Source organism: Tissierella carlieri, assembly GCF_018917285.1.
Taxonomy (GTDB): domain Bacteria; phylum Bacillota; class Clostridia; order Tissierellales; family Tissierellaceae; genus Tissierella; species Tissierella carlieri.
In genome coordinates this window covers 41,904-68,485 of record NZ_JAHLOH010000035.1, presented here as the reverse complement: position 1 = coordinate 68,485, position 26,582 = coordinate 41,904, and the positions used below count along the sequence as shown (strand labels likewise).

The 26,582-nt window shown below is 32.0% G+C and carries 23 protein-coding genes; 20 read left to right on the top strand and 3 right to left on the bottom strand.

Annotated elements, in window-relative coordinates; genetic code table 11:
- Positions 1-346 precede the first annotated feature (346 nt).
- The 9 genes from KQI38_RS11605 to thrB all read left to right on the top strand — a co-directional run bounded on the left by KQI38_RS11605 (position 347) and on the right by thrB (position 10,168).
- Positions 347-589 carry a hypothetical protein gene (locus KQI38_RS11605; RefSeq protein WP_094898863.1) on the top strand — a complete coding sequence of 81 codons (243 nt, stop codon included), beginning with the start codon at positions 347-349 and terminating at the stop codon, positions 587-589.
- Between the two features lie 262 nt (positions 590-851).
- The gene (locus KQI38_RS11600) at positions 852-1,532 is read left to right on the top strand and encodes a CPBP family intramembrane glutamic endopeptidase (RefSeq protein ID WP_216559592.1); all 681 of its coding nucleotides are present in this window, start codon (positions 852-854) and stop codon (positions 1,530-1,532) included.
- A gap of 50 nt (positions 1,533-1,582) precedes the next feature.
- Positions 1,583-2,437, top strand: a complete 855-nt coding sequence (locus tag KQI38_RS11595) for a VOC family protein (protein WP_216559590.1) — start codon at positions 1,583-1,585, stop codon at positions 2,435-2,437.
- A 201-nt stretch (positions 2,438-2,638) separates the two neighbouring features.
- Positions 2,639-2,998: a BlaI/MecI/CopY family transcriptional regulator gene (locus KQI38_RS11590; protein WP_216559588.1), complete on the top strand. Its 360-nt coding sequence runs from the start codon at positions 2,639-2,641 to the stop codon at positions 2,996-2,998.
- A gap of 4 nt (positions 2,999-3,002) precedes the next feature.
- Positions 3,003-4,760: a M56 family metallopeptidase gene (locus KQI38_RS11585; protein WP_338114465.1), complete on the top strand. Its 1,758-nt coding sequence runs from the start codon at positions 3,003-3,005 to the stop codon at positions 4,758-4,760.
- Positions 4,761-5,252: 492 nt separating this feature from the next.
- Positions 5,253-6,581: an aspartate kinase gene (locus tag KQI38_RS11580; protein ID WP_216559664.1), complete on the top strand. Its 1,329-nt coding sequence runs from the start codon at positions 5,253-5,255 to the stop codon at positions 6,579-6,581.
- A complete protein-coding gene (locus KQI38_RS11575; protein ID WP_216559584.1) occupies positions 6,582-7,796 on the top strand; it encodes a homoserine dehydrogenase in 1,215 nt (404 codons plus the stop codon).
- Between the two features lie 13 nt (positions 7,797-7,809).
- Positions 7,810-9,294 (top strand): threonine synthase, encoded by a 1,485-nt coding sequence (thrC, locus tag KQI38_RS11570; protein WP_216559582.1) that lies wholly within the window; start codon positions 7,810-7,812, stop codon positions 9,292-9,294.
- Positions 9,287-10,168 (top strand): homoserine kinase, encoded by an 882-nt coding sequence (gene thrB, locus KQI38_RS11565; RefSeq protein ID WP_216559580.1) that lies wholly within the window; start codon positions 9,287-9,289, stop codon positions 10,166-10,168. The genes thrC and thrB overlap by 8 nt, the downstream gene beginning before the upstream one ends.
- Positions 10,169-10,433: 265 nt before the next feature.
- On the opposite strand, the gene KQI38_RS11560 is transcribed toward thrB, so the two are convergent.
- The gene (locus tag KQI38_RS11560) at positions 10,434-11,801 is read right to left on the bottom strand and encodes a sigma-54 interaction domain-containing protein (protein ID WP_216559662.1); all 1,368 of its coding nucleotides are present in this window, start codon (positions 11,799-11,801) and stop codon (positions 10,434-10,436) included.
- 217 nt (positions 11,802-12,018) lie between these two features.
- On the opposite strand from KQI38_RS11560, the gene KQI38_RS11555 reads away from it, so the two are divergent.
- From KQI38_RS11555 to KQI38_RS11540, 4 genes are all read left to right on the top strand, one after another.
- Complete coding sequence (locus KQI38_RS11555; RefSeq protein ID WP_216559578.1) at positions 12,019-13,305, top strand: aconitase X; 1,287 nt, start codon at positions 12,019-12,021, stop codon at positions 13,303-13,305.
- A gap of 11 nt (positions 13,306-13,316) precedes the next feature.
- Positions 13,317-13,760: an aconitase X swivel domain-containing protein gene (locus KQI38_RS11550; RefSeq protein ID WP_094898873.1), complete on the top strand. Its 444-nt coding sequence runs from the start codon at positions 13,317-13,319 to the stop codon at positions 13,758-13,760.
- A 22-nt stretch (positions 13,761-13,782) separates the two neighbouring features.
- Positions 13,783-15,951 (top strand): oxidoreductase, encoded by a 2,169-nt coding sequence (locus KQI38_RS11545; RefSeq protein WP_216559576.1) that lies wholly within the window; start codon positions 13,783-13,785, stop codon positions 15,949-15,951.
- Between the two features lie 88 nt (positions 15,952-16,039).
- Positions 16,040-17,509 carry a methyl-accepting chemotaxis protein gene (locus tag KQI38_RS11540; RefSeq protein WP_094898875.1) on the top strand — a complete coding sequence of 490 codons (1,470 nt, stop codon included), beginning with the start codon at positions 16,040-16,042 and terminating at the stop codon, positions 17,507-17,509.
- Between the two features lie 63 nt (positions 17,510-17,572).
- Here the strand turns inward: KQI38_RS11540 and KQI38_RS11535 are convergent, their stop codons facing one another.
- Positions 17,573-18,244: an RluA family pseudouridine synthase gene (locus KQI38_RS11535; protein WP_216559574.1), complete on the bottom strand. Its 672-nt coding sequence runs from the start codon at positions 18,242-18,244 to the stop codon at positions 17,573-17,575.
- A gap of 139 nt (positions 18,245-18,383) precedes the next feature.
- Between KQI38_RS11535 and KQI38_RS11530 the strand changes: the two genes are divergently transcribed.
- Complete coding sequence (locus tag KQI38_RS11530) at positions 18,384-18,869, top strand: LURP-one-related/scramblase family protein (RefSeq protein ID WP_216559572.1); 486 nt, start codon at positions 18,384-18,386, stop codon at positions 18,867-18,869.
- 148 nt (positions 18,870-19,017) lie between these two features.
- Here the strand turns inward: KQI38_RS11530 and KQI38_RS11525 are convergent, their stop codons facing one another.
- Positions 19,018-19,743, bottom strand: a complete 726-nt coding sequence (locus KQI38_RS11525; RefSeq protein ID WP_094898878.1) for a GntR family transcriptional regulator — start codon at positions 19,741-19,743, stop codon at positions 19,018-19,020.
- A 281-nt stretch (positions 19,744-20,024) separates the two neighbouring features.
- Here KQI38_RS11525 and KQI38_RS11520 point away from each other — a divergent pair, with 281 nt between their 5' ends.
- From KQI38_RS11520 to deoD, 6 genes are read left to right on the top strand one after another with little or no spacing between them, the layout of a single operon-like run.
- Positions 20,025-21,131: a BMP family ABC transporter substrate-binding protein gene (locus tag KQI38_RS11520; RefSeq protein WP_094898879.1), complete on the top strand. Its 1,107-nt coding sequence runs from the start codon at positions 20,025-20,027 to the stop codon at positions 21,129-21,131.
- A gap of 34 nt (positions 21,132-21,165) precedes the next feature.
- On the top strand, positions 21,166-22,686 hold the full coding sequence (locus tag KQI38_RS11515; RefSeq protein WP_246565804.1) for an ABC transporter ATP-binding protein: 1,521 nt from the start codon (positions 21,166-21,168) through the stop codon (positions 22,684-22,686).
- On the top strand, positions 22,683-23,801 hold the full coding sequence (locus tag KQI38_RS11510; RefSeq protein ID WP_216559568.1) for an ABC transporter permease: 1,119 nt from the start codon (positions 22,683-22,685) through the stop codon (positions 23,799-23,801). Before KQI38_RS11515 ends, KQI38_RS11510 begins: the two co-directional genes overlap by 4 nt.
- A 24-nt stretch (positions 23,802-23,825) precedes the next feature.
- Positions 23,826-24,746 (top strand): ABC transporter permease, encoded by a 921-nt coding sequence (locus KQI38_RS11505; protein WP_216559566.1) that lies wholly within the window; start codon positions 23,826-23,828, stop codon positions 24,744-24,746.
- Between the two features lie 19 nt (positions 24,747-24,765).
- Positions 24,766-25,821: an S-methyl-5-thioribose-1-phosphate isomerase gene (gene mtnA / locus KQI38_RS11500; protein ID WP_216559564.1), complete on the top strand. Its 1,056-nt coding sequence runs from the start codon at positions 24,766-24,768 to the stop codon at positions 25,819-25,821.
- A gap of 20 nt (positions 25,822-25,841) precedes the next feature.
- Positions 25,842-26,561, top strand: coding sequence for a purine-nucleoside phosphorylase (deoD, locus tag KQI38_RS11495; protein ID WP_216559562.1), 720 nt, complete (start codon positions 25,842-25,844; stop codon positions 26,559-26,561).
- Positions 26,562-26,582: the final 21 nt, after the last annotated feature.

The window sequence follows — 26,582 nt, the reverse complement described above, 5'->3', positions numbered from 1 at the left end:
CATTGAAATTCACTACATACTAGTATACTTATATTCTATATTTTGGTATGAAAATCCTATTCACTCAATAAATAAAGTTTAAAATGGAAATGATTAACATTAGTAAATATCATATATACATTAGGTTATAGGCTTATTTTAAATCATTAAATATTAAAGAAAAAGCCCAATAATCATATATTCTTGTAACAATTTGTAACAATTTAGAAACAAATGTTAAAAACTTAGAAAAAAATATGAAATAATATTCCAATATAATTATTTATAAGGTCCTTGGTAATTAAAAACCTATCCAAAATCTAAGCATTAAAATAGGAGGTGAGAAAATGTTAAATAAAATAGAAATATGGATTTATGGATTTACTTAAAAGATCTTATTAAGGAAAATTGTTTCAAAGGGGGATATTTTGGGAAACTACAAAGGAAGACTGAACACGTTCAAGAATTTCAAATTTCAAGACAAATGGATAAAGATGTATTGGAAATAGAGGAAGATAAAGATAACATTAAAATAGATATATCAAAATTAATTGATACTTTCAATCAGCTAGTAAACAACTATAATAAATCAATAGATTTTTTGAAATAGTTATTATAGACTAGATGATTTATATATAGATATAGGTCTAGCGGTTACCCCTTAATTTAAACTAAGCTAGAACCAATTGACTCTTGGAATTTTATCCAAGAGTCAATTTTATGTATGCCCAGCAAAGGTATAATTTGGATAAAAAATGAAATTTTAGTAGAATAAATAATTTAAAATTCCTAATTGAAAATAAAACTGATTCGAGATATAGTTATAGATATAAAATAAGCTTTAGTACTAGCTAACATGAGGAAGTGCAAAAATGAACAAAAGAAAAACGATAATTGGTATACTTATAATCACTGCTATATCTATAGCCATAATGTCCATTGTTGATGCTATTATAAATCCTGGCTATATGTATAAGTCAGCTATAAAGATAATAATGTTTCTATTTATCCCTTTAATATATATTTTTTGTGATAGTAATATTAACCTTAAAGATATATTTAAGGTTAAGTCTAAGAAGAAATTAATAATCTCAACAATTCTTGGATTATTAGTATATTTAATAATACTTGGTGCTTATTTAATATTAAAAAAATATATAGATTTAGATAGTATCAAAAATATACTAGCAGAAAATCTTAAAGTAAATAAGAATAATTTTATTTTAGTAGCATTATATATTTCTTTTATCAATTCTCTTTTAGAGGAATTTTTCTTTAGGGGATTTATATTTTTAAATCTTAAAAAACTAATTGCAATAAAAAGTGCCTATATTATAAGTGCTTTTGCATTTACAGTATATCATATAGGGATTATGGGAAGTTGGTTTAGCCCATTGATCTTTTTATTAGCTATGGTTGGTTTATTTGCAGGAGGAATTATTTTCAATTATCTTAATGAATCTAACTCAAATATATATAGTTCATGGTTAGTTCACATGATGGCTAATTTTGCTATAAATACTGTAGGATTTATTATGTTTGACATAATTTAAACACCTATTATTGGGTATATTATATTTACTAAAAGTATGAGGGTGATTTTATGTCAAAGTTTCATGAAAAACCAGATATATTTGTTAATCAGATAGTATTAAAAGCAGTAGATATAAAAAGGTCTATAGAATTTTATACAGAAATAATGGGATTTAGAGTATTAGATAGAGAAGAAAAAGAAGTGACATTAACGGCAGATGGAGTTAATCCTATGATTACAATTATAGAACCTGATGATGTAATACCAAAACTACCAAGAAGAACGGGAATTTATCATTTTGCACTTCTTTTACCAAATAGATTCTATCTAGGGTTATTTTTAAAACATCTAAGAGAAAAGAGTTATCCTATAATCGGGGGAGCACATCATGGCGTTAGCGAGGCTATATATTTAGAAGATCCAGATGAGAATGGAATAGAGGTCTATAGAGATATCGACAGTGAGGAATGGAAACGTAAAGGAAATCAAATAGAGATGGTAACAGATCCTTTAGATTATAATAGTATTATATTTGATGCTGGTGAAGAAAAATGGAGTGAAATTCCACAGGAGACCATAATAGGACATATCCATTTACATGTAGGAGATTTAGATGAAGCAAAAAAATTTTATTGTGATGGGTTAGGATTTGATTTAGTAATGAAAATGGCTAATTCAGCATTATTTATTTCGTCAGGAGGATACCATCACCATATAGGACTAAATATTTGGAACGGAAAGAATGCTCTAGCTTTGCCAGACAATGCTGCAGGTATGAAATATTATACTATAATATTCCCTGATATAGATGTAAGGGAAAATATAGTAAATAATCTAAGTAATCTAGGCTATGAGATAATAGAAGAAGATAATAATATATTTACGAAAGATCCATCTAATAATTTGATAAAATTAGTGGTATAAAAAGTTTTTGTGCTTTAGGATGATTCTAGTTATGGAATCATCTTTTTATATAAGAAAAACAAGCTATACTCAGGAAGGCAAAGACTAATAGATACTTATATAGAATTCAAAATATTATATTGACAACTCCATTCTACTATAGTAGAATGGAGTTGTCAATATTCTACTGCAGTAGAATAAACTGCAAAAAGGAGTGTAGTAATGGAAATTAAACTTTATGATTCAGAACTAAAGGTTATGGAGGTTCTATGGAAAGAGGGTGATACCACAGCTAAACAGATTGCTGAAACCTTAAAAGAACAAGTTGGATGGAGTAAAACCACCACTTATACGCTAATTAAAAGGTGCATCGATAAGGGGGCCATAGAGCGAATTGAGCCAAATTTTATCTGTCACCCTCTTGTAACTATTGAACAGGCGAGGGAATTAGAAACTACGGAACTGATTAATAAGATGTATAATGGTGCTGCTGACCAGCTTGTGGCTTCTATTTTAAGTAAGAAAAATCTATCGCAAGAAGAAATTAAAAAGCTAAAACAACTTGTCGGAGATCTAGAATGAGGATATGGCTATGGATATACTAAAAATGAGTCTTTCGTCTATTAGTCTTATTCTAGTGATTATTATTATTCGTGCACTGACACTTCACAAGCTACCTAAAAAAACATTCCTTGTTCTTTGGGGAGTGGCATTGTATCGCCTGTTAATTCCTTTTTCTCTATCATCACGTTTTAGTATTTATACGATTGCAGACATATTAAAAAATAAGGTTTCAACCATAAATATACCTTCCATGGTAACTACCATGCCTAATATTGGAATGACAGATAATAGTATAAGCACCATGTTATCAAATGAGACAATCAAAAATATATCTCCTGTAATAATAGTGTGGATAGTCGGTTTACTGGGTCTTGCTTTGTTTTTTCTTGTAACCCATATTCGTTGCCGTATAGAATATAAAACTTCATTGCCGATTGACAACGAATTTGTGAAAGATTGGCAGCAGAGGCATCACATATGCAGAAGAGTACAAATCCGACAGTCAGATAGAATAGTAGCCCCGCTAACTTATGGAATATTCAATCCTGTAATATTGTTACCTAAAAAAACAGATTTGATGGATGAAACTCGACTTGGATATATACTTACCCATGAATTCGTGCATATCCGAAAATTTGATATACTGAAAAAGTTGATTTTAGTATTTGCTTTGTGCGTACATTGGTTTAATCCATTTGTATGGGTAATGTATATGCTAGTAAGCAAAGATATTGAACTTTCCTGTGATGAAACTGTAGTGAGGATATTCGGAGAAGATATGAGATCCAATTACGCCATGACGCTGATTAGCTTAGAAGAAAAGAAAAGTAGGTTAACCCCTCTGTGCAACAATTTTTGTAAGAATTCTATTGAAGAAAGGATTGTGTCAATTATGAAAATAAATAAGACTTCTTTTACAGGAATATTACTTGCTCTTGCTTTAATCATTAGTACCACAGTCATATTCGCTACGAATGCCGCTTCTGCTACTGATAAAGAGCAAGAGAGCAAGCATATCACTGCGGTAGAAGAAGAAATAACATACGTGGAAACACCAGAAAGTAAAGCGAAGGCGTTTGCAATGTATGAACAATATGGACTTAGCTACAACAAAGACAGAGATCAGCTATTCTACAAGGGAGAATTAGTCAGATATTTTGAGGACTACTATCCACTTGGTGAAGGTACCAGTGCAGGGAGAGATTATTTCAATGAAAATGGTATTATAGACGTTCACGCTTTAAGGGATTTATCACAATTAACTCGCAATCCTGACGGTTCCACTAATCCCAGTGGTAAACTTATTGGAGTAGAACCCTATAGCAAAGCCGAGTTTGATGCAAGAAACGTCGATGAATTGAAAAATCCGTCTCAGACCTATACAGCATCGATTGATGAGTCTACTGAGAATAATAATTCTGATGTAGCGCAGGAATTACTATTACAGGATGGAGATTCACCTGTGGTCCATTATATCTCAACGGAAAATATGATGATGCCAGATGAACTGGCAAAAGTGTACGCTGTTTACGAGCCCTTTGGTGTAACTTATGATAAAGACCAGGATTGCTTTTACTATAACGGCAAGCTCGTCCGAGAGTTTATCGATATTTTATCGTCAAACGGCGAAGATTTGGACAGGGGAAAGTTTAAGGGATCTTTTCGTCAGATGAACAATCTTGATGGAAAGGGAGAAATTGATATAAAAGCTATACGTGACTATACGAAGCTTAACTCTGAGGGAGAAGGAGAACTCATCGGAATTGAAGTTGTAAAATAGCTTGTTGCCATGATAGTATTTTATGGACAAATGCTAAGCCAGTTGAAGATCTAAATGTTATTTTAGATAGGGTAAAATAGTTAGATATATAATATACAAAATAAAGATCACAGTTCCAGGTAAATGCTACCTTTGAGCTATGGTCTTTATATTTTACAGAAAATGTATTTAAAAAAACACTTTACTTTAACGGGATAATACTGTACAATAGTAGAAATATTAAAATTTCAATTAAAAGCTTTGAATAGGACGAGTAAATCTTTTAAGGTCATTAGAGATAGAAGTTCACCGGCTGAAAGACTTCTTTGATACACTAGATTGAAAACCACCTATGAGCCCAGTCCTGAACAATAGTAGGGATATGCGTTTGCTGCGTTAAAGCTATTTACTTAATTTGTTTTTGGGTGGAAACGAGAAGATAAAACTCGTCCTATTTAGGGCGGGTTTTTTTGCATATTTTTTTAGATATAGGAGGAGTTAAAATTGAAAGATATAATCGTAGCAAAATTTGGAGGAAGCTCCCTAGCTGATAGTACGCAATTTATCAAAGTGAGAGATATCGTTAAATCAGATATTAGGAGAAGGTATGTAATACCCTCTGCCCCTGGAAAACGAAATAGTAAAGATCATAAAATAACGGATTTATTATATATGTGCTATCAACTTGCATCACATGGTCTAAACTTTGATGAAGTATATACAATTATTGAAAAAAGATATAAAGATATATGTGATGAGTTAAATTTAAGTTTGCAGATTGATAAAACATTAAATGAAATAAAGGACAAGATTAAAAATGGCGCCTCTAGAGATTATTCTGCAAGTAGAGGGGAATATTTAAATGCTATTATACTTTCCAATTACTTAGGTTTTGAGTTTATAGATGCTGCAGAATTGATTTTATTTGATAATAAAGGAAACTTTGATTCAGAAACTACAGAGGAAAAAGTTAAGTCACGATTATCAGAAGTTTCTTATGGTGTCATTCCTGGATTTTATGGGGCTAAAGAGAATGGTGAGATAATAACCTTTTCTAGAGGTGGGTCTGATATAACAGGTTCTATTATTACCAGTGGAATAGATGGTGAGCTCTATGAAAATTGGACAGATGTATCTGGATTTCTTATGGCAGATCCCCGTATTGTTAAAAATCCAAAACCTATTAAAATTATCACATATAAGGAGCTTAGAGAACTTTCTTATATGGGAGCTCCAGTACTTCATGAAGAGGCTATTTTCCCAGTGAAAAAGGCAGGAATACCTATAAATATTAAGAATACAAATTCCCCAGAGGACCCTGGAACTATGATTGTAAATGATCATACTCCTATTAGCTCTGGAAATATAACTGGTATTTCTGGGAAAAAGGATTTTACTGTTATATCTATAGAAAAAACTTTGCTGAATTCAGAAACAGGCATTTTGAGAAAGTTAATTTCTGTATTTGAGACTAATGATATTTCCATTGAACATGTACCTACTGGTATAGATTCGATCTCAGTAGTAGTTTCAAATTCAGAGCTTAACTCAAAAATGAATAAAGTAATAGAAGAGATACGAATATATTGTAATCCGGACTCAATTTCATGTTATCCCAATATGGCACTTATTGCTGTAGTAGGAAGAGGAATGATAAAGGCTAAAGGGGTGTCTGCAAAAGTATTTAGTGCTTTAGGAAATAGTGGAGTTAACGTCAGAATGATTACTCAAGGTTCATCTGAATTAAATATAATTATAGGAATTGAAAACGATGATTTCGATAAAGCCATGACTGCTATATATGAAGTTTTCGAAAATGATAGTTCTATGGAGAGTGATTAAATGATAAATATTGGTTTACTTGGTCTAGGTACAGTAGGCTTAGGTATAGTAGAGATACTAGATAAAAGAAAAGATGAGCTTAAAGCAATTTTAGGCTCAGAATTGAGGATTAAAAAGATATTAGTAAAGAATAATAGTAAAAAAAGAAGTATAGATATAGAAAGAGAAATGATTGTTACTGATTTTGAAGATATTTTAGAAGATGAAGACATTAGCATAATAATTGAGGTTACCAGTGACTTGGAAAATAGCTATAAATATATAAAGAAAGCATTGAATGCTGGTAAACATGTGGTTACAGCTAATAAGGCTGTTGTATCGAAATACTTTGAGGAATTATCTAGCTTGGCAAGTGAAAAAAAATTAGCATTTCTTTATGAAGCTAGTGTAGGTGGAGGTATTCCAATACTAAAACCCCTTAGAGAACAAACTGCAATTAACGAGATAACTAAGGTGCAAGGTATTTTAAATGGTACATGTAACTATATTTTAACTAGGATGTTTGAGGAAGGGATGGACTATGAGGATACTTTGAAAATAGCCAAGGAATTAGGGTATGCAGAAGTTGATCCAACAGCAGATGTTGAAGGATATGATACTTTGAGAAAACTTAGGATACTAGGAACGATTGCATTAAGGGGAAAAATCTCAGAGGAAGATATGATATTGGATGGAATAAGCAGTATTACAGCATTTGATATGGAACAGATAAAAAATATGAATTCAACAGTAAAATTAATTGGAGAGGTTAATATGGAAGATGGTAAATTTACTGCAGTAGTTCAACCAACGATTATAAATAAGGATTCATATTTTTCAAAGGTAAATATGGCATATAACTCCATAGTTTTGATAGGTGATAATGTAGGAGAGTTACGATTTTATGGCTCAGGGGCAGGCGCATTACCCACCGCAGATGCAGTTTTAGGGGATGTTATAGATGTAGTAAATAACTCATATGGAAAGATAAATCCATTAGGAAAAAGGAAAGTTCAAAATAATAATTTAATGATAAAGGACAAGTATTATTTAAGAATTTCTGAAATGGAAAAAGAGGATATTAGCAAATTACGAAAAATAGCTGAAAAAATATTGACTACGTCAGAAAACTTTGCAGTTATTACGAAAAAAGTCTTTTTAAAGGATATCTTAGATTTAATAAAATCATTGGGACTCCGTAAAGACAAGTATTTTTTAGGAAGAATACTTAATTAAAGGGGAGAAAGATATGAGATATATTAGTACTAGAAATAAAGAAATTTCAATTTCATCAAGTGAGGCAATTATTCAAGGTATTTCAAAGGACGGAGGATTATTTGTCCCCCAAATATTACCTAGAATAGAAGACCTAGAAGCTATGGAGAATATGGATTATAGAGAGATAGCATATACAATAATGAAGAAGTTTTTTACAGATTTTGAGCCTGAATCACTTAAAACCTGTATAGATAAAGCCTATGATAATAAATTTGATACAGATATTATTGCCCCAGTAGTAGAGGTAAACAATTCTTTTATCTTAGAGCTTTTCCATGGACCGACTTTTGCCTTTAAAGACATGGCTCTATCCATACTTCCATATTTACTAAAGGAATCCATAAGGATTACAGGCATTCAAAAGGAAATAGTGATTTTAACTGCTACTTCAGGGGATACAGGAAAAGCTGCCTTGGAAGGGTTTGCAAATGTGCATGGAATAAAAATAATAGTATTTTACCCTGAGAATGGAGTATCAGAGATTCAGAAAAAACAGATGATAACTCAAGAAGGAGAGAATACTTTTGTAGTAGGCATAAGAGGAAATTTTGATGATGCTCAAAATGGAGTTAAAGATATATTTAATGATAGAGAGTTTATTGAACTCATCGATAAAAATAATTATATGTTCTCATCTGCAAATTCAATAAATATTGGTAGGTTAATTCCTCAAATAGTCTATTATTTCTATAGCTACTCAATGCTTGTGAAACAGAAAAAACTAAATAAAGGAGAAAAGATAAATATTGTTGTACCAACGGGTAATTTTGGAAATATACTTGCAGCCTATTATGCAAAAGTTATGGGTCTTCCCGTAAATAAATTAATATGTGCATCCAACGAGAATAATGTTTTATCGGATTTCTTTAGGACTGGTGTATACGATAAGAGAAGGGAACTGATACTTACTTCATCTCCATCTATGGACATCTTAATCTCAAGTAATCTAGAACGACTCCTATTTCATTTAAGTGGGGGAGATGACAAGATAGTGGCAAGTAGTATGGAGAAGCTTCCTAAAGAAGGATTTTATAAGATAAATGATCTAAATTTTGAAGATTTCTACAGTAATTATTCCACAGAGGAAGAGGTTAAAGAAAGGATTTGTAAAGTATTTAAGAAAGAAAACTATCTTATGGATCCTCATACTGCGGTAGCCATAAATGTATATGAAAAATATAGATCAGAAACTAAAGATAATCTAAAAACAATTATAGCTTCCACTGCCAGTCCATATAAATTTGGTAATACAGTAGCCTCAGCAATAGGTATAAAAACGGGAAATAAAGATGAATTTAGGATACTAGAGGAGTTGGAAGATAAAACCAAGATTGCAGTTCCAAAGGCTATAAAAACTTTAAAAGATAAAGTAATATTGCACAATAACAATTGCAATAAAGGTGATATGAGACAGATAATAGAGGAGTTCCTAAAGGTAGGTGTGGCAAATGATTAAAGTGAAAGTTCCTGGAACCAGCGCAAATATTGGTCCGGGTTTTGATGCCCTTGGTTTAGCACTAAATATATATAATTCTTTTATATTTGAAGAAATTGACAAAGGATTAGAAATCAGCGGATGTAATAAAGCCTTTGCAAATAAAAATAATCTAGTTTATAAGTCTATGTTAAGGACATTTGATAAGATAAGGTATTCACCTAAAGGAATTAGGATAGATATGAGTACTGATATACCAATTTCAAGAGGATTAGGCAGTAGTGCATCTTGTATTTTGGGAGGAGTCATAGGGGCTAATCACCTAGCTGGAGAGCCTCTTTCTAAGGATGAAGTTCTAGAGTTAGCTACGGAAATTGAAGGACATCCCGATAATATAGCACCTGCTTTATTTGGCGGATTTGTTGTATCCGTTATGGAGAATAAAAGGGTAATATATAATAATATACATATTCCTAAGGGAATTAAATTTATTGCTTTGATACCAGACTTTACCTTATCAACAAAAGAAGCTAGAGCTGTTTTACCTTCTACTGTTTCATATAAAGATGCCATATATAATGTGGGTAGGGTATCTTTGTTATTATCAGCATTATCTAATGGTAGATTTGATTTGTTGAAATATGCAGTAAATGATACTCTTCACGAACAATATAGAGGAAAATTAATTCCCAATTATTTTAATATAGTTAATAAATGTAGAGAAGCTGGATGTCTTGGAGTATTCTTAAGCGGTGCTGGCTCTACAATAATGACTATTATTGATAATAATGATAATGAATTTAAAGACAAGATAAATGAATTTATAGATGATATTTGGGATATTAGAGAGTTTGAACTAGATTTAGGGGGAGTCAGTATCCAAAGAATGTACTAAACCTGTGCAATATGGAAATCTTCTATATTGCACAAGTTTTTATTATTTTGATTTCAATACTTTTCTAATATCAAAGATATTCCAAGGATATTCATCATAAGGCAGATAAATAAAAGTAGAATTTGTCTTATTAGTAGGGTGATAAGATCCTATTTTATAAGATAGAATGAAATAATTATCTATACTAAGAGATCATATATAGTTCAAAATAAGTATCATGAGTATATAGTATATTCGTGGCACCTGGTCTTTTTTCTTCTAAATTTTAGTATTTTTCCAAGAGCCTATATAGTCTACTTCTAGATATTCCAAGGGATTTAGCCGTTAATGTCTTATTACCATTATTTTTTATTAAAGCATCTAATACTCTATCTCTCTCCCAATTGTGAAAATCATCAATAATTGATTTCGGTTTTAGAGAATCATCTACTGGAATATTTTGAATGAATTTATTATAATTACCTAGAACATTTATTATTTCTTCTTCCATGATGGCGTTATTATCACTCATTATGCAAATTCTTTCTATTACGTTTCGCAGTTCTCTTACATTTCCTGGCCACGAATAGGATTGCAATACTCTATAAGATTGTTGTGTCAGCTTTTTTTGGTAGCCATATTTCTTATTAATAATATCAATAAAATGATCTGATAGAGCAATTATATCTTCTGGCCTTTCCCTCAAAGGTTTTATAGGCAAGTGAATGATACTCAGACGATAAAGCAAATCTTCTCTAAAGGTTTTCTTATTGACCATTTCATAAAGATCCTTATTTGTTGCTGCAATTATTCTAATATCCAACTTCTTAGATTCTATTGAACCAAGACGAGTTACTTCTAATGTATCAAGTAATCTTAATAATTTGACTTGCAATTCAATGGGAATATCTCCTAATTCATCGAGGAATAGAGTTCCATGGTTTGCCAATTCTACTAACCCGGGCTTACCCATGCTATTTGAGCCTGTAAAAGCACCTTTTTCATATCCAAAAATTTCAGATTCAAGTAATGTTGAAGGAATAGAAGGGATGCAAATTGAGATAAAGGGACCTTCTTTTCTTTTGCTGTTTTGATGAATAGTTTTAGCTATCACTTCCTTACCACTACCAGTCTCACCAGTTATAAGAATTGTGGAATCCGTAGGGGCAAATTTTAAAATACTAGCAAATAATTTTTTCATATGATCGCTGGCGAATATAAATTCACTATTAGATAACAGTGTATTTCTTAAATATTCAACCTCTTGTTTATAAACTAAATTAATATCACTTGCTAAGGTTACTTTTTCAAGAAGATTATTAAATCTATCAGGATTTACAGATACAGTTACAACATATTTGATATTCCCATGATGATCGAATATTGGAGTACAGGTTGAAAGAGAGGAGTATCCTTTTTCGGTATAGATTATACCTGATACCTCTTGTTTTGTATTCATTACATCTAGAATATAAGACTTATCATAAATACCTATGGCTAAAATATCTTCTATTCTCTTTCCCGTCCAATCAGATAATGAAGTATTTGTATTATCTCTTACAAATTTATTCACAAATACATATTTAGCATCTTTATCAGTTATTAAAATGGCATATTCAATATGATCTAATATAGAATGAAATAAATTAGTCATGGCAGTCGCTCCCTCTGTAGCAGAATGTATCAAAATGCTTTATAGTTAAATACATTATAGTACAATATGATACAAAAAAATATACCTAAAATCATTCCGATGATAGAATGTGGCAAAAGTCCCAATTTTAGACTTGGCATGTTAATTGCTATAGAAATATACTAAGGAAATTCAATGTTAATATTATAACAATATATTTGATTAAGGGAGTGGTTTTATGGATAGCTACAATATGAAGTTGGCCCCCGAAGAAATTGAAATATTAGATGGAAGGAGAGGGGAAACCTTACAAAAAGCACTTAAATCCGTAGTTCTTTATGGAGAAACCTTTGGAGCGAAGAGATTACTTCCAATTGATGGCTCCATACACTTAGTAACATCCTTTGGCATACCAATGTTAACGCCAGTATTTGATATTATGGATGAATTAATCAAAGAAAATCTTAGGACAAAAGAAAGCTTTACAGTAGATCCAAGACCTTTGGATTATGAAAATGTAAAATGTAATCCTCTGCAAAAAGTTGTATTTAGAATTATGTACGGAAAGCAAGAAATGTATGAGAAGCAATTAAAAGGAGTGGGATTAAAAGATGATAATGCTTTTACATGTACTTGCTATTTGCCAGAGGTTGGTAATACGCCAAAGAAAGGAGATATATTGTCTTGGGCTGAATCTTCAGCAGTAGTATTTGCAAATTCTGTATTAGGAGCAAGAAGCAATAGAAATTCTGGTGTAATAGAACTATTATGTGGCATAGTAGGTAAAGTTCCGGAGTTTGGTCTTTTAACAGATGAGGGTAGAAAGGCAAAATGGCTGATACAACTTAAGACTTCAAAACTTCCTAATGCTCAAATCCTTGGAAGTGCAATAGGTATGAAAGTTATGGAAGATGTTCCGTATATAGTAGGTCTAGATAAACATTTAGGTAAGGGCATTAGTGATACTACTATTAATTATCTTAAAGATATGGGTGCTGCTAGTGCTTCTAATGGAGCTGTTGGACTATATCATGTAGAAAATATTACTCCAGAGGCAATAGATCTAGGAGAATCTCTATTAGTGGATGATTACAAAACATATATTATAGACGATGGAGAATTAAATAGAATATATGACTCTTATCCTATAATGTGGAAAAACCCAAGTCAAACTCCAAAGAAATGCTTTATAGGATGTCCACATTTAAGCCTTAGTCAAATATATGATTGGGTAGAGAGAATAGAAGAAGCAGTTAAAATTAGTGGAAAAAGCAAGGTTTTGATAGATACTATACTGAGTGCTTCACCTGATGTAATCCAAGAATTTAAAAAAGATAAATTAGCACTACAAAGACTTAATAGTATGGGAGTAAAACTAACGTATATCTGTCCGTTAATGTATATGAACAATCCACTTTGTGCTAAGGAGCCAATCATTACAAATTCAAATAAGTTGAGAACATATACAACTGCAAGATTTTATACAGATGAAATCATATTATCTAAGATAACAGGTTTGAAATAGGAGGGATTTGTATGTCTAGGATATTTAAAGGTAGGGTTGTATTAGGTGGAAATTTAAAGGAAGAAGCAGTGGTGACAAAGGAAGGGTTGAATATATTAGCATCTTTTCAAAAAAGCGCTTTAAAGAAATCTAAAAATGTAATATGTTCTGATCAAAATAATAAAGATTTATATAATAAAAATTTGACTAATAAAATAATATGCCTACCGCAAACAATTGGCTCAACAACAGGTGGAATGGTACTTCAAGCTATCGTAGAATTAGGAATAGGACCATCAGCAATGCTTTTCTCTGAGCATATTGATTCCCTTGCAGCGGCAGGAATAATTCTGGCCGAAGTATGGAATGGTAAAAAAATCATTACTATCGATCAGTTGGGAAATGAATTTTTAGAATATGTCAAAACAGGACAAAAAATAGAAATAAAAGATGATGGGACCGTAATAGTCGAATAGAAAATAGGAAAGGTGGATTTTCATGGAATATAATAAAATTTTTGAACCTGGAAATATTGGAAAGCTGAACCTAAAAAATAGAATCGTTATGGCACCTATGGGAAATATTAATATGGCTGATCCTATTGGCAGACCAACTCAAAAGATGATAGACTATTTTGTAGAAAGAGCAAAGGGTGGAACAGGTTTACTTATAACAGGATTAGTTCCTATTTCTCAAGGAATAGACCCTACTACTGAGGAAGATAATGAAACTACTTATTTCCCTAGAATTGACGGATCATCTAGAACTAGAATGTCTGGATGGAGAGATTTGGCATCAGGTGTCCATTCCTATGATGCAAAGATTTTTGTACAACTAACAGCTGGACTTGGGAGGGTTGGTTCACCAGAGCCAGCACTTAAAGGAAAGATATTAAAGTCAGCATCTATTAATAAGAATTTTTATGTACCTGTCTTACCACATATTCCATTATCTGATAGAGCTATTAATAAGATAGTAAAAAGCTTTGGACAAGCCGCGGCTAATGCTAAAATCAGTGGATTTGATGGAATCCAACTTCATGGACATGAAGGCTATCTTATGGATCAGCTTACATCAGCTCCGTGGAATAGAAGACGAATAGGAAGATATAAAAATAAATTTCAATTTGGTATTGATGTAGTCAGAGAAATAAAAAGAAGATGTGGCGAAAACTTTCCAATAATATATAGGATTGATTTGACTCAAGGGCTTCAGGAATCCTATGGAGATGAGGTATTTAAAAAGAACTTTAAAGGGATGGAAAGAACTATAGAGGAAGGTCTAGAATTCTGTAAGGCATTAGCCAATGCTGGAGTAGATGCATTTGATGTGGATAAGGGATGCTATGATAATTGGTTCTTCCCACATCCCCCTGCATATTTCGATGACATGCCATATGTAGAAGAAATAGCAGGAAGGCTCAAAGAATATTTCAAGAAAGAAAATATTGATAAAAGAGTTATAGCTGTAGGAAAGCTGGGTAAACCTGAAATAGCAGAAAAGGTCTTAGAAAATGATTTTGCAGATTTTGTGATGTTAGGAAGACCTCTTCTTGCTGATCCATACTGGCCGCAAAAAGTTAGAGGAGGCAGAGTAAAAGAGATAATACACTGTATGGGAGATCAAGAAGGCTGTATTCAGTCATTTATATTAGGAGGGCATCCATGCTGTACTGCAAATCCTTATACAGGTTTTGAGGATACGAAAAGATTAATGAAAACCGATAAACCAAAAAAAGTAGCAATAATTGGGGCGGGACCTGGAGGATGTGAGTTAGCTAAGACAGCTTTTTTAAGAGGACATGATGTTACTTTGTTTGAAAAAACAGATAAATTAGGAGGGCAATATATCCCCGGTTCTAATATGAAAATAAAACATGATTTAAGCAGATTGCTAGAGAATACAAGGTATACTATGGAATTACTTCAACAAAAAGGATTAAAAATAGAATACAACATTGAGGTTAAAGAAAAAGATTTAAAGGATAAATTTGATGTTATAGTATGTGCCAATGGAATAATACCGTTTATACCAAAAATGAATGGTCTAGATGAAATTAGGCATGTTGAGGCTAGAGATTTTCTAAATAAGAATATGGAATTAGAACCAGATATAAAGAAGGTAACTGTAGTAGGCGGAGGTGTAGTAGGTTGTGAACTGGCTTACTCACTAGCCTATGAAAAGGGTGTGGAAGTTACAGTAGTTGAAATGTTACCTGATTTGATGAGTGGTGTAGTCCACGCAAATCGTTCAATGTTATTATGGATGATGATGGGTAAAGGTTCCCCATCTGGAAAAAAAGCTGATGCTTTAAAGATACCCATAAAAGCATATGTATCTTCTAAGGTAATTGGATTTAACAAAAATCAAGTAATAATTACCGCTAACAAAGGAAGAAAAAATCCTTATGAACCATGGATTACATTAACTCCAGATAATATTCATGTTCCATTCCAAAAGAAGCTAGATCCAAATAATGTAGAGGAAATAAAAATAGATACTGATTTAGTAATACTTTCAATGGGAGGGAAGGCAAATTCGAATCTTTATTTTGAGCTATTGAAAGAAAAGACGGCAAAAGAGATTTATTGTATTGGCGATGCAAGAGAACCTGGTAGAGGCTGGGAGGCCGTAACAGCTGCAAATGATATAGCTAGATTTATATAGTTAGAAGAAATACAAGATAAAAAACCAATTTTAAAATTGGTTTTTTATCTAAGAAATTAAAGTTTATTATAAATGGGGGTTGTTTGTAATGGAGAAAGAAAATCTTATTTATACACGAAACAAATTAATAATAAAGTTAATGTGGATTTCTTTATTATTAGGATTGATAGTTGATATTTTAAATAAAGTTCCTATTAATACTATTATTATTTTAGCATTATCTGGATTGCTATGCGGGGGAATGGCAACGATACTTACTTATAAACATATTTTTGAAACAAAAATTAAATATATTATATTAATAGAGCTGACAATAATTGGTTATCTAATAATAAGCTCAAATCCTCATATCGGCAATTATCTGATGCTATATTATATTTTGGCGATAATTACTTTGTATCATGATTTTAAACCGATAATTATGTCTGGAATTATAAATTTGTCTTTAACTAATTATTTTTTCGTTGCATACAGGGAGACTATGTTTATAGGACTTGATAAGAAACATCTTATTTCAATGAATCTTTTTTTAGTATTGATAACTTTTGTATTGGCATTTCAAAGCAAAATTGGAGTGAATATGAGAAAAAAATTGGAAGATAACAATAAAAAATCTGAAGAAGATAGGTTAAAGATAGCTAATATGTTTGAAAAGATTCAGTATACAGCTAAGGTTTTAAAGGATTTCAGTAAAGGATTAACAGAGAGTGTGAATGCAATAGGAGAAATATCTGGCGAGATAACTAATATATTTTCAGAGATTGCAGCAAGTATTGAATTCCAAGCAAAAAGTGTTGGTGATATAAATAACTCTACAATAAAGTCAAATAAAGAGGTAGAATCTGTTCAGGATGCTTCAACTTCCATGAATGATATAACCGAGTCTACAGCCAAGGTTTCTGATGAAGGAAATATAGAATTAGAATCTTTAAGAAGAGAAATTGACAATGTAAGTGAAAATATAGGTCAAACTTTAACTATTATTGATAACTTAAACAAAGAATCACAACAAATAGGAGTTATATTAAATACAATAAGTGAAATAGCGGAACAAACTAATTTATTAGCACTGAATGCTGCAATCGAAGCTGCTAGGGCTGGAGAAAGCGGTAAAGGTTTTGCAGTTGTAGCTGAGGAAATAAGAAAACTTGCTGAAAACTCAAGAAAATCCACCGATGAAATAGCATCTATTTTGAATGGAATTCAAGATAAGTCGAAACAGACTAAGGAAAAGTTCAATTCGGTTTCTCTTTCTTTTATTTCTAGTAAATCTGCTGCAGAAAAAGTGGATGAAGTTTTTAAACAAATCAATGATAATAATATTAATGTTTTAAATCAAGCTAAGAATATGGACGAAAAAATAAGGACATTAAAAGAAAACTATGAGATAATTGCAAATGAAGTAACTTCCATATCCAGTGTTACAGAGGAAAACTCTGCATCCGTTGAGGAAGTTACTGCAAGTGTAACAGAACAGAATGGAAGAATAAATGACATAGTTGAGAACTTTAGAAAGCTAGAAAAATTGAGTGAGGAATTAGATGGATTGGTAAATTAAAGGAGTTCCAGTTAGATAAAGTAATTATTATATTAAGATGATTCTTAGGATATAAGAATCATCTTAATTGTCTTTCATATCAAAAACATCCCAAGGATATTCATCATAAGGGAGAGAAATAAAAGTAGAATTTGTCTTATTAGTAAAGTGATAAAATCCTATTTTATAAGACCATAGTGAAATTTGAGTCCATTCTTTTTTCTTTACAAAGGTTTTATTATATTTATTATCTCCCCATATAGGAAAGCCAGCATTGGAGAGTTGAACCCTTATTTGATGGTGACGGCCAGTTTTTAAGATAACCTTAAGCAGGCTTAATGTTCCATATTCCTCTGTATCCTTAGACTCTAATAATTCATATTCTAATACAGCTTCCTTAGCACCATTAGTACCCTTATCAACTACCTTACTCATATTTATAGTTCGAAGTTTTTTTAAATAATCTCTTAGTTCTCCCTTCGAAGCTTCAGGTCTACCGCACACCACTACAAGATATTCCTTATATAATCTTCTTGCTGAAACTTCTTTAGAAAGAAAAGAATTGGTTTTTTCATTTTTGGCATATACCATAACTCCTCCTACAGGTCTATCTAATCTGTGTACAAGACCAAGATAGGGTCTATTTAATATGCTCATTATGTCATCGTCAGAAGTTTTATCAGATTGACAGGGAATCTTAGGTGGCTTTTCCACTACTAATATATCTTTATCTTCAAAAATAATTTTAATATCCATTATATCCTCCAAGAAATTTACATTTTACTACATGAAATATATTCTATGGAATTACATATAGAAAATACAAATGTAATAATATATAGTATATTATACAATATAGTATAGAAAGATAATATAGTATTATGGAGGTGCAAATATGAGATATTTAATTAAGGAGAGAATTTTTTCCTTCGCCGATAGATTCACTATTAATGATGAAAATGGAAGTCCTCGTTATGAGGTTGCAGGAAAGATATTATCTATAGGTAATAAATTGGATTTATATGATATCCAAGGTAATCATATGCTTTATATAGAACAAAAGGTATTTAGGTTTTTGCCAGAGTATTCCATCTACAAAGGTGGAAGTCTTGTTGGAAAAGTCTATAAAGAGTTTACCTTATTTAAGCCTAGGTTTACTATAGATAGCAAGTTTGGAAACTTTACTATAGACGGAAATGTTTTTGCACATGATTTTAGTATTATGAAAAACGGTAGACCTGTTGCTTGGATTAGTAAAAAGTGGATTAGTTTTTCAGACACCTATTCCGTTGATATAGCCGATGGAGAAGATCAAGCTTTTGTTTTAGCTTTAGTTATCGTATTAGATCAAGTGCATCATGATAATAGAAATAATCAATAATGTAAAATAAGTAAATGCTCTTTTATGGTTTTTATCATAAAAGAGCATTTATTTTGCCTAAATACAATTTACTCTATAATACAATGATTCATAGTTATTAATTACATTGTATTGTTTTTTATTATTTCTATCCTTAGAAAAGATTTTTTTAATCAATAACTTTTCTTACTAGGTTAAAATCAAATTTATTGCTAAGAAAATAGCTGTCCGAATACATAATTGGGATACCTTTTGTAGAATAGTGTACTTGCTCTAGATGTAACAAGGCTTTAGGCTCTTTTAAAGATAATTTTTTTTGTAGCTTTTCATTACTTATTACAGCATAGATATTACAGCTTGAGAAAGAAATTTTGATATCATAGGATTTTAAAAATTCGAATATGGATTCTGTTTTAATGGAATTAAACCTTTCCATCATTCCATCAATATAAGTAATATAGTCTTCCACATAGATAACTGGCTTACCATCTGCAGTACGAATCCTATCAATATAAAGAACATCTGAATCTTCATTTATATTTAGCTTAGATGCTAAATCCTCAGGGACAGTTCTTCTATCGTGATATAAAGATTTAGTACCTGGTGCATATCCATGATTAGTTATTATCTTAGTGAAACTATCAAGAACAGCTATATTAGATTTAATATTCTTTGAATCTCTAATAATAAAAGTACCTACCCCATGCCGTGGAGCTATGAAGCCTTCATTTTCTAACGACTTTAAAGCTTCTCTTATTGTATTTCGGCTAACGCCTAATCTTTCAGAAAGCTCCTGTTCAGAAGGAAGCTTGGCCATAAATTCTGTACTATTATCAATTATATTAAGAATTGCATCTCTTGCTTGTGAATATAAGGATTTATTTGTTAATTTCATTTGTAACCACCTTAATTATAGAATTATATTCTTTACATATTATATACGATGTATATTTGTATTTGTCAAGTAAGTTTATTAGTAATATATTAGAATAAAAAACGTGTTGACAACGATTTATCACAATGCTATAGTAGTTGTAGGACGACTGACGACGTTGAAATTTTAATAAAAAATGCACTCAGCATAGCAAAAAAATACATAGAAAGGAAGGCTAAAAGTAAACTTTAAAACTTAGGAAACAAGTAAACTTAAGCATGTAAAATCTAGGAGGAAAGAGAATGAACAAAAAAATAATTTCTTTAATGTTAGTATTGACTTTAGTTTTAACTGTTTTAGTTGGATGTGGAGATGGAAAAGGTAAAGATGTAGGAAATACACCTGAAAACGTGACTGAGGATGGAGCAGCTGGATCAGGAGATGAGAAAGTTAAAATTGCAATAGTTCACAAAAACTTAGGAGATTTAGGATTTGTAGATGAATCACATATTGGATTAAATGAAGCTAAGGATAAATTAGGTATAGAATTTGACTATGCTGAAATTGTTGATATTAGTGAAGTAGAGATGCAATTAAGAATGTTTGCTGATTCAGAGGAATATGATCTAATAATTGCTTTAGGTGCTGACTATATAGATCCAATAATAGCGGCAGCAGCTGATTATCCAGAGCAAAAATTTACTTTAGCTGATGGAGTTGTTGAAGGATATGAGAATATACACAGTATAAGGGCTTTAGATCCAGAACAAACATTTTTATCGGGAGTTATTGCAGGTCTTGTTACTAAGGATGAAAGAATGCCTTTAGCGAATAAAGAAAATATTATTGGATTTGTTGGCGGTATGGATACTCCTGTTTCAAGATCAGGGGCAGCAGGATTTATGGCAGGTGCAAAGTATGTTAATCCAGAAGTAGAGTTTATTTATAATATAGTTGGAAGTTATACAGACCCTGGAACTGCTAAAGAAATTGCAATGACGGCATATGGTAGAGGTGCAGACGTTATATCTCACAATGCTGGAGGTTCAGGTCTGGGAGTATTTAATGCAGCAGAAGAATCAAATAAATATGTAATCGGAAGTAGCAAGGCTTCCATTGATCCAGAAAGAAGCTTAGTAACATCACTAAAAAGAATAGATCTATTAATATATCAAGAAATTGAAAGTGTACAGAATGGGACTTGGAAACCAGGAGTTACACTAAAAGGAATTAAAGATGATGTTTGTGGATATGATAGAACTGGAATAAATACGGAAATACCACAAGACATAATAGATATAGCAGAAGAAGTAAAACAACAATATTTCGATGGAAAATTTGAATTACCACAAGATCCAGATCAAATAGATGAATGGACAAAAAATAATAATTATGAAAAAAATAAATAGAAAACATGCCTAGTGGAGGTGGAGTTACGTGGATATGCTTGAAATGAAGAATATAACAAAAACATTTCCAGGGACTGTGGCTCTAAATAATGTAAACTTCACCCTTAAAAAGGGAGAGATAGTATCTTTGTTAGGTGAAAATGGTGCCGGAAAGACTACACTTATGAAAGTTCTTTATGGCATGATTCAGCCTGATTCAGGAGAAATATATTATAAGGGACAAAAGGTCCATATGAACAAACCACTTTATGCCATTAATAAGGGTATTTGCATGGTGCACCAGCATTTTATGCTGGTGCCAGCGTTTACTGTTATGGAAAATATAATAGTTGGCAATGAACCTAAAAATGGTTTATTTATAGACGAAAGAAAATCTCAAGAAAATATAAAAAAACTTATAGAAGATTTTGACTTTAATATAGACCCAAATATTAAAGTAGAGAGGCTTTCAGTAGGAGAGCAGCAAAGAGTTGAAATCCTTAAAGCTTTATATAGACAAGCAGAGGTAATTATATTGGACGAGCCTACAGCAGTATTGACTCCCCATGAAGTAGATGCTCTATTTATTATATTAAAAAAATTACGGGAGCAAGGAAAAAGTATTGTAATCATTACACATAAGCTAAAAGAAACAATGGCCATAGCAGATAGGATAAATGTACTAAGAGATGGAGTAATGATTCATAATAATATAGACCCTAAAGAAGCAACTATAGAGAAATTATCAGAAATGATGGTAGGTAGGCGTGTGGAATTAGGAGTAAAAAGACGGGCAAAAAATATAACGGATATTTGTTTAGAAGTAAAAAATTTAAATATTAAAGAAGATAATAAATATAAAATTAAAGATATAAATTTTCAAATACGTAAAGGGGAAATTCTTGGTATTGCAGGTATAGAAGGAAATGGTCAAACCCAATTACTTGAAGCATTAACAGGACTAAGAGTTCCAGACACTATGGAGCTTATATTAAACGGTAAGCAGATTAGCGGAGATGTTAATAATTTTTTAAGAAGTGGAATCGGTCATATACCAGAAGATAGACTTTCAATGGGTTTAGTAAGCGAGATGAGTGTGAAGGATAATTTAATCTTAGGATATCACAGAGAAAGAAGTTTTACAAATAAAGGGATATTATTAAATAAGAAAATACTGGATTACGCAAATAAAAGCAAGGAAAGCTATTTAATAAAAACACCAACAGTGGATACAGCAGTTAAATCTTTATCCGGAGGAAATCAGCAGAAAATAATCATAGCTAGGACATTCTCTCATGACCCAGACCTTATAATTGCAGCACATCCTACGAGAGGTGTGGATGTAGGGGCTATGGAATATATTCATACTAAATTATTAGATTTGAGAGACGAAGGAAAGGCAGTACTTTTAATTTCGGCAGACTTAGATGAGGTTAGAGCCTTAAGTGACAGAATATTGGTTCTATATGAAGGAGAAATAGTATCCGAAAGCATGCCAGAGGAATATACAGAAGTTCAACTAGGATTACTAATGACTGGAAGCAGTATAGATAGTACTAAAGGAGAAGGGAAATGAAAACAAGTTTAATATCACAAAACAAATATAAACAAGGTTTAAAAACCCTTAAAACATCTTTAATAGCATTATTTTTAACCTTATTAGTAGGTGCTATAGTGATTGAAATCAGTGGTTTCTCTGCCATAGATACGTATATTGCCATATTTACTGGGTCTTTGGGTACAGAAAAGGGAAGAGTACTTTCCCTAAGTCAAGGAACTCCTCTATTACTTACTGGATTATCCTTTGCTATTGCATTTCGTGTAAGAATTATTAATACAGGTGTAGAGGGACAACTTTATATTGGGGCAATTACATCAGCTATTATAGGAGCTTATGTAACCTTTTTACCAGGTCCACTTCATGTAGCGGCAGCGATTCTTGCTGGGATGTTAGCTGGAGGTTTAGTAGGTTTATTTATTGGATATTTAAAAATAAAATTTGATTCATCAGAAGTTATAGTTGGCATCATGCTAAACGAAATTTTAATTTTAGTAACAACTTGGTTGAGTACAGGCCCTCTAAAATCAGAAGGAAGTGCAATATCCCAAACAAATATGATATTAGATTCAGCAAAATTAACTAAAATAGTACCCCGTTCTCAACTGACAACAGCAATTATAATGGCTGTTATAATTGCCATAGTTTTAGAATGGATGCTAAGAAAAACTGCTTTAGGATATGAAATTCAAGTTACTGGTTCAAACCTTCAAGCAGCTAGAACAGCAGGTATACAAGTATCAAAGGTATACTTATTCACCATATTTTTAAGTGGAGCAATTGCAGGATTAGCAGGATGTGCTTTATCTTTAGGTATTCATTATAGATTCATAGAAAACATATCGACAGGACTAGGATTCTCAGGAATTCCAGTAGCTGCCCTTGCAGCCTATAGTCCACTGGGAGTAGTGTTTTCATCCATATTATTTGGAGTATTAAAAGCAGGAGCCATGACTTTAAATAGAACAACATCTATCCCTATAGAATTTGTAAGTATGATACAAGCATTAGTAGTAGTATTTGTTGCTGCACCTAAAATGATTTCTTCTATAGGTTATTTTATTAAAAGTCCATTTACCAAATTAATTAAGAATAAAGGAAATCAGCAGAGCTCTAATGATGAAATTGCATAATGCTAAAGAACAGGAGGAAGATTTATGGGAAACATAAGTAATATTTTATATGTTGTAATAGTATCTACCATACGTATGTCTGTCCCGATGATTTTAGCATCTACAGGAGCTGCATTTTCAGTAAGGTCAGGTATTATGGCAATGGGTTGTGAAGGGATGATGATAGCAGGAGCATTCTTTGGAGTATTCGGCTCTTTCATCAGTGGAAGCCCTTGGATAGGAATATTATTTGGTATAGTATCTGGAGTATTATTTTCATTACTCCATGGATTTTTAAATGTCAAATATAAGGTTAATCAAACTCTAAGTGGAATGAGCGTAAATTTATTAGCAGCTGCTGTAGCTCCCCTTATTCTGCAGATAATGTGGAAATCCAAAGGAATATCACCAAAGGTAGCAAGTTTTGATAAATTAGAAATAGGACTTTTATCAAAGATTCCTTTTATCGGAACAATATTAGCAGAACAAAATATTCTTTTTTATATAACTATTTTAATAGTAATAGTAGGCTGGATTTACATGTTTAAAACTCCCCAAGGTCTTAGAATGAGAATGGTAGGCGAAAATCCAGTTGCAGCCAATACAGTTGGTATAAATGTAGCTTTATATAAATATATAGGAGTTATGATTAGTGGAGCACTGTGTGGTCTAGCTGGTGCATATCTATCATTGGCACAGCTTAATATGTATGTAGATGGCATGACGGCGGGAAGAGGATATATAGCTATGGTAATTGCAACTTTTGGCAAAAACAATCCATTAGGTGCCCTAGGTGCAAGTTTGTTCTTTGGATTCTTTGATTCATTACAGACCATATTCCAAGGTAGCTTTATACCTAGTCATATAGTTAGGACATTACCATATGTGCTAACAATGCTTGTAGTTGTATTTGGATTAAAGAGTTCAAGAAATCCAGCGGGTTTAGGGAAGTATCATGATGAGTAAGACTTTAGGAGGCAGTTAAATGAATAAAATTTATAAATTAACAAATGAATGGAAGGAGCAACAGCTATTACTACCCATATGGTTTGAAGATGGTAAAGTTAGACTTATTGACCAAATTAAACTTCCATTTGTTGAGGAAATATATACTATAAATACGGTTGAAGGATTAGCAAAATCAATTAAGGATATGACGATCCGTGGGTCGGGAGCAATTGGGATTGCAGGAGCTTATGGGATTCTTTTGGCAGCAGTAAATTCAAATGGAAACAGAAACTATATTAAAGAGAGTGGGTTGTTATTAAAATCTACTAGACCTACTGCAGTAAATTTAATGAAAACAGTTGATGAGATGATAGAAGCCATAGATAACTACTCTGGTAAAGAGGTTGTTGACTTTATAGAAGAAAAAGCTTCTGAGATCATAGAAAGACAACTTGGATACGAGAAGAAATTAGGTGAATATGGTGCTGAATTAATTGATGATGGGGACACAATTCTAACTCATTGCCATTCAGGAGCCCTTGCAGGAGCTGGGTATGGTGGCAGAGCTCTATCTGTAATTAGAAAAGCATTTGAGCAAGGAAAAAATATTCATGTATTTACAAGTGAGACAAGACCTTATTTACAAGGAGCTAGAATTACTGCTTATGAATTAGAAAGATGGGGAATACCTCATACATTAATTACTGATGGTATGTCCGGGTATTTAATGAAGTTAGGAAGAATTCAAAAAGTAGTAGTTGGATCAGATAGAATTGCAGCTAACGGAGATCTTTTAAACAAAGTAGGCACTTATATGCATGCTTTAGCCGCGAAAAAGAATAATATTCCCTTTTATACAGCAACATCAAGCCATACAATAGATTATGATCTTGCACATGGAATGGATGCACATGTTGAATATAGAAATGAAAAAGAGGTTACACATTTAAATGGGCAATTAATAACAGAAGCAGCAACAAAAGCCCTGTACCCATCATTTGATGTAACACCGAATGAATTAATTAGTGGGATAATAACAGAAAAAGGAGTTATGATATCTCCTTATCTAGAAAGCCTATTAAAAGTAAAATAATAAATTTGGGAGGAATTAAAATGACATTAAAAGCACCAACACATCACATATCAGCACAACCAGGTGAGATAGCAAAAACAGTTTTAATGCCAGGAGATCCTTTAAGAGCTAAGTTTATTGCAGAGAATTTCTTAAAAGACGCAGTTCAAGTAAATAGTATTAGGTGTATGTATGCCTATACAGGAACATATAAAGGGAAAAAGGTGTCTGTAATGGCAAGTGGAATCGGAGCGCCTACAATGGGTGTTCATGCATGGGAGTTATATAATCTTTATGATGTAGAAAATATTATACGAGTAGGTACAACTGGAGCAATTCATGATGAATTAAAAATAGGAGATTTAGTATTTGCTTTGGGAGCTTGTTATAATACACCATACGCTGATCAATATAAGCTATCTGGAACTTTTTCAGCGGTGGCATCCTATCCATTGTTAAGAGATGCTGTAGATAAGGCAGACCAGATAAAAGCTAAATATATGGTAGGAAATGTATATTCAACAGATATATTCTATCCTGAATATGATAGAGAAGAAAATGAACGATGGTCAAAAATGGGAGTATTGTCAGTAGAAATGGAAACAGCGGCTCTCTATATAGTAGCGGCTAGGGCAGGTAAAAAAGCATTATCCATATTGACTGTATCTGATCATGTTATGACTGGTGAAAAAGTATCAGCAGATATAAGAGAGAAAAACTTTACTGATATGATGAAAATTGCATTAGAAATTGCGGAGTAGATAACTAAATTAAACTAGGCT

Bases quoted from the DNA above. Each gene is read 5' to 3' on its own strand.
- KQI38_RS11605 (WP_094898863.1), top strand. From the start codon at position 347: ATGGATTTATGGATTTACTTAAAAGATCTTATTAAGGAAAATTGTTTC.
- KQI38_RS11600 (WP_216559592.1), top strand. From the start codon at position 852: ATGAACAAAAGAAAAACGATAATTGGTATACTTATAATCACTGCTATA.
- KQI38_RS11595 (WP_216559590.1), top strand. From the start codon at position 1,583: ATGTCAAAGTTTCATGAAAAACCAGATATATTTGTTAATCAGATAGTA.
- KQI38_RS11590 (WP_216559588.1), top strand. From the start codon at position 2,639: ATGGAAATTAAACTTTATGATTCAGAACTAAAGGTTATGGAGGTTCTA.
- KQI38_RS11585 (WP_338114465.1), top strand. From the start codon at position 3,003: ATGGCTATGGATATACTAAAAATGAGTCTTTCGTCTATTAGTCTTATT.
- KQI38_RS11575 (WP_216559584.1), top strand. From the start codon at position 6,582: ATGATAAATATTGGTTTACTTGGTCTAGGTACAGTAGGCTTAGGTATA.
- thrC (WP_216559582.1), top strand. From the start codon at position 7,810: ATGAGATATATTAGTACTAGAAATAAAGAAATTTCAATTTCATCAAGT.
- thrB (WP_216559580.1), top strand. From the start codon at position 9,287: ATGATTAAAGTGAAAGTTCCTGGAACCAGCGCAAATATTGGTCCGGGT.
- KQI38_RS11560 (WP_216559662.1), bottom strand. From the start codon at position 11,801: ATGACTAATTTATTTCATTCTATATTAGATCATATTGAATATGCCATT.
- KQI38_RS11555 (WP_216559578.1), top strand. From the start codon at position 12,019: ATGGATAGCTACAATATGAAGTTGGCCCCCGAAGAAATTGAAATATTA.
- KQI38_RS11550 (WP_094898873.1), top strand. From the start codon at position 13,317: ATGTCTAGGATATTTAAAGGTAGGGTTGTATTAGGTGGAAATTTAAAG.
- KQI38_RS11545 (WP_216559576.1), top strand. From the start codon at position 13,783: ATGGAATATAATAAAATTTTTGAACCTGGAAATATTGGAAAGCTGAAC.
- KQI38_RS11540 (WP_094898875.1), top strand. From the start codon at position 16,040: ATGGAGAAAGAAAATCTTATTTATACACGAAACAAATTAATAATAAAG.
- KQI38_RS11535 (WP_216559574.1), bottom strand. From the start codon at position 18,244: ATGGATATTAAAATTATTTTTGAAGATAAAGATATATTAGTAGTGGAA.
- KQI38_RS11530 (WP_216559572.1), top strand. From the start codon at position 18,384: ATGAGATATTTAATTAAGGAGAGAATTTTTTCCTTCGCCGATAGATTC.
- KQI38_RS11525 (WP_094898878.1), bottom strand. From the start codon at position 19,743: ATGAAATTAACAAATAAATCCTTATATTCACAAGCAAGAGATGCAATT.
- KQI38_RS11520 (WP_094898879.1), top strand. From the start codon at position 20,025: ATGAACAAAAAAATAATTTCTTTAATGTTAGTATTGACTTTAGTTTTA.
- KQI38_RS11515 (WP_246565804.1), top strand. From the start codon at position 21,166: ATGCTTGAAATGAAGAATATAACAAAAACATTTCCAGGGACTGTGGCT.
- KQI38_RS11510 (WP_216559568.1), top strand. From the start codon at position 22,683: ATGAAAACAAGTTTAATATCACAAAACAAATATAAACAAGGTTTAAAA.
- KQI38_RS11505 (WP_216559566.1), top strand. From the start codon at position 23,826: ATGGGAAACATAAGTAATATTTTATATGTTGTAATAGTATCTACCATA.
- mtnA (WP_216559564.1), top strand. From the start codon at position 24,766: ATGAATAAAATTTATAAATTAACAAATGAATGGAAGGAGCAACAGCTA.
- deoD (WP_216559562.1), top strand. From the start codon at position 25,842: ATGACATTAAAAGCACCAACACATCACATATCAGCACAACCAGGTGAG.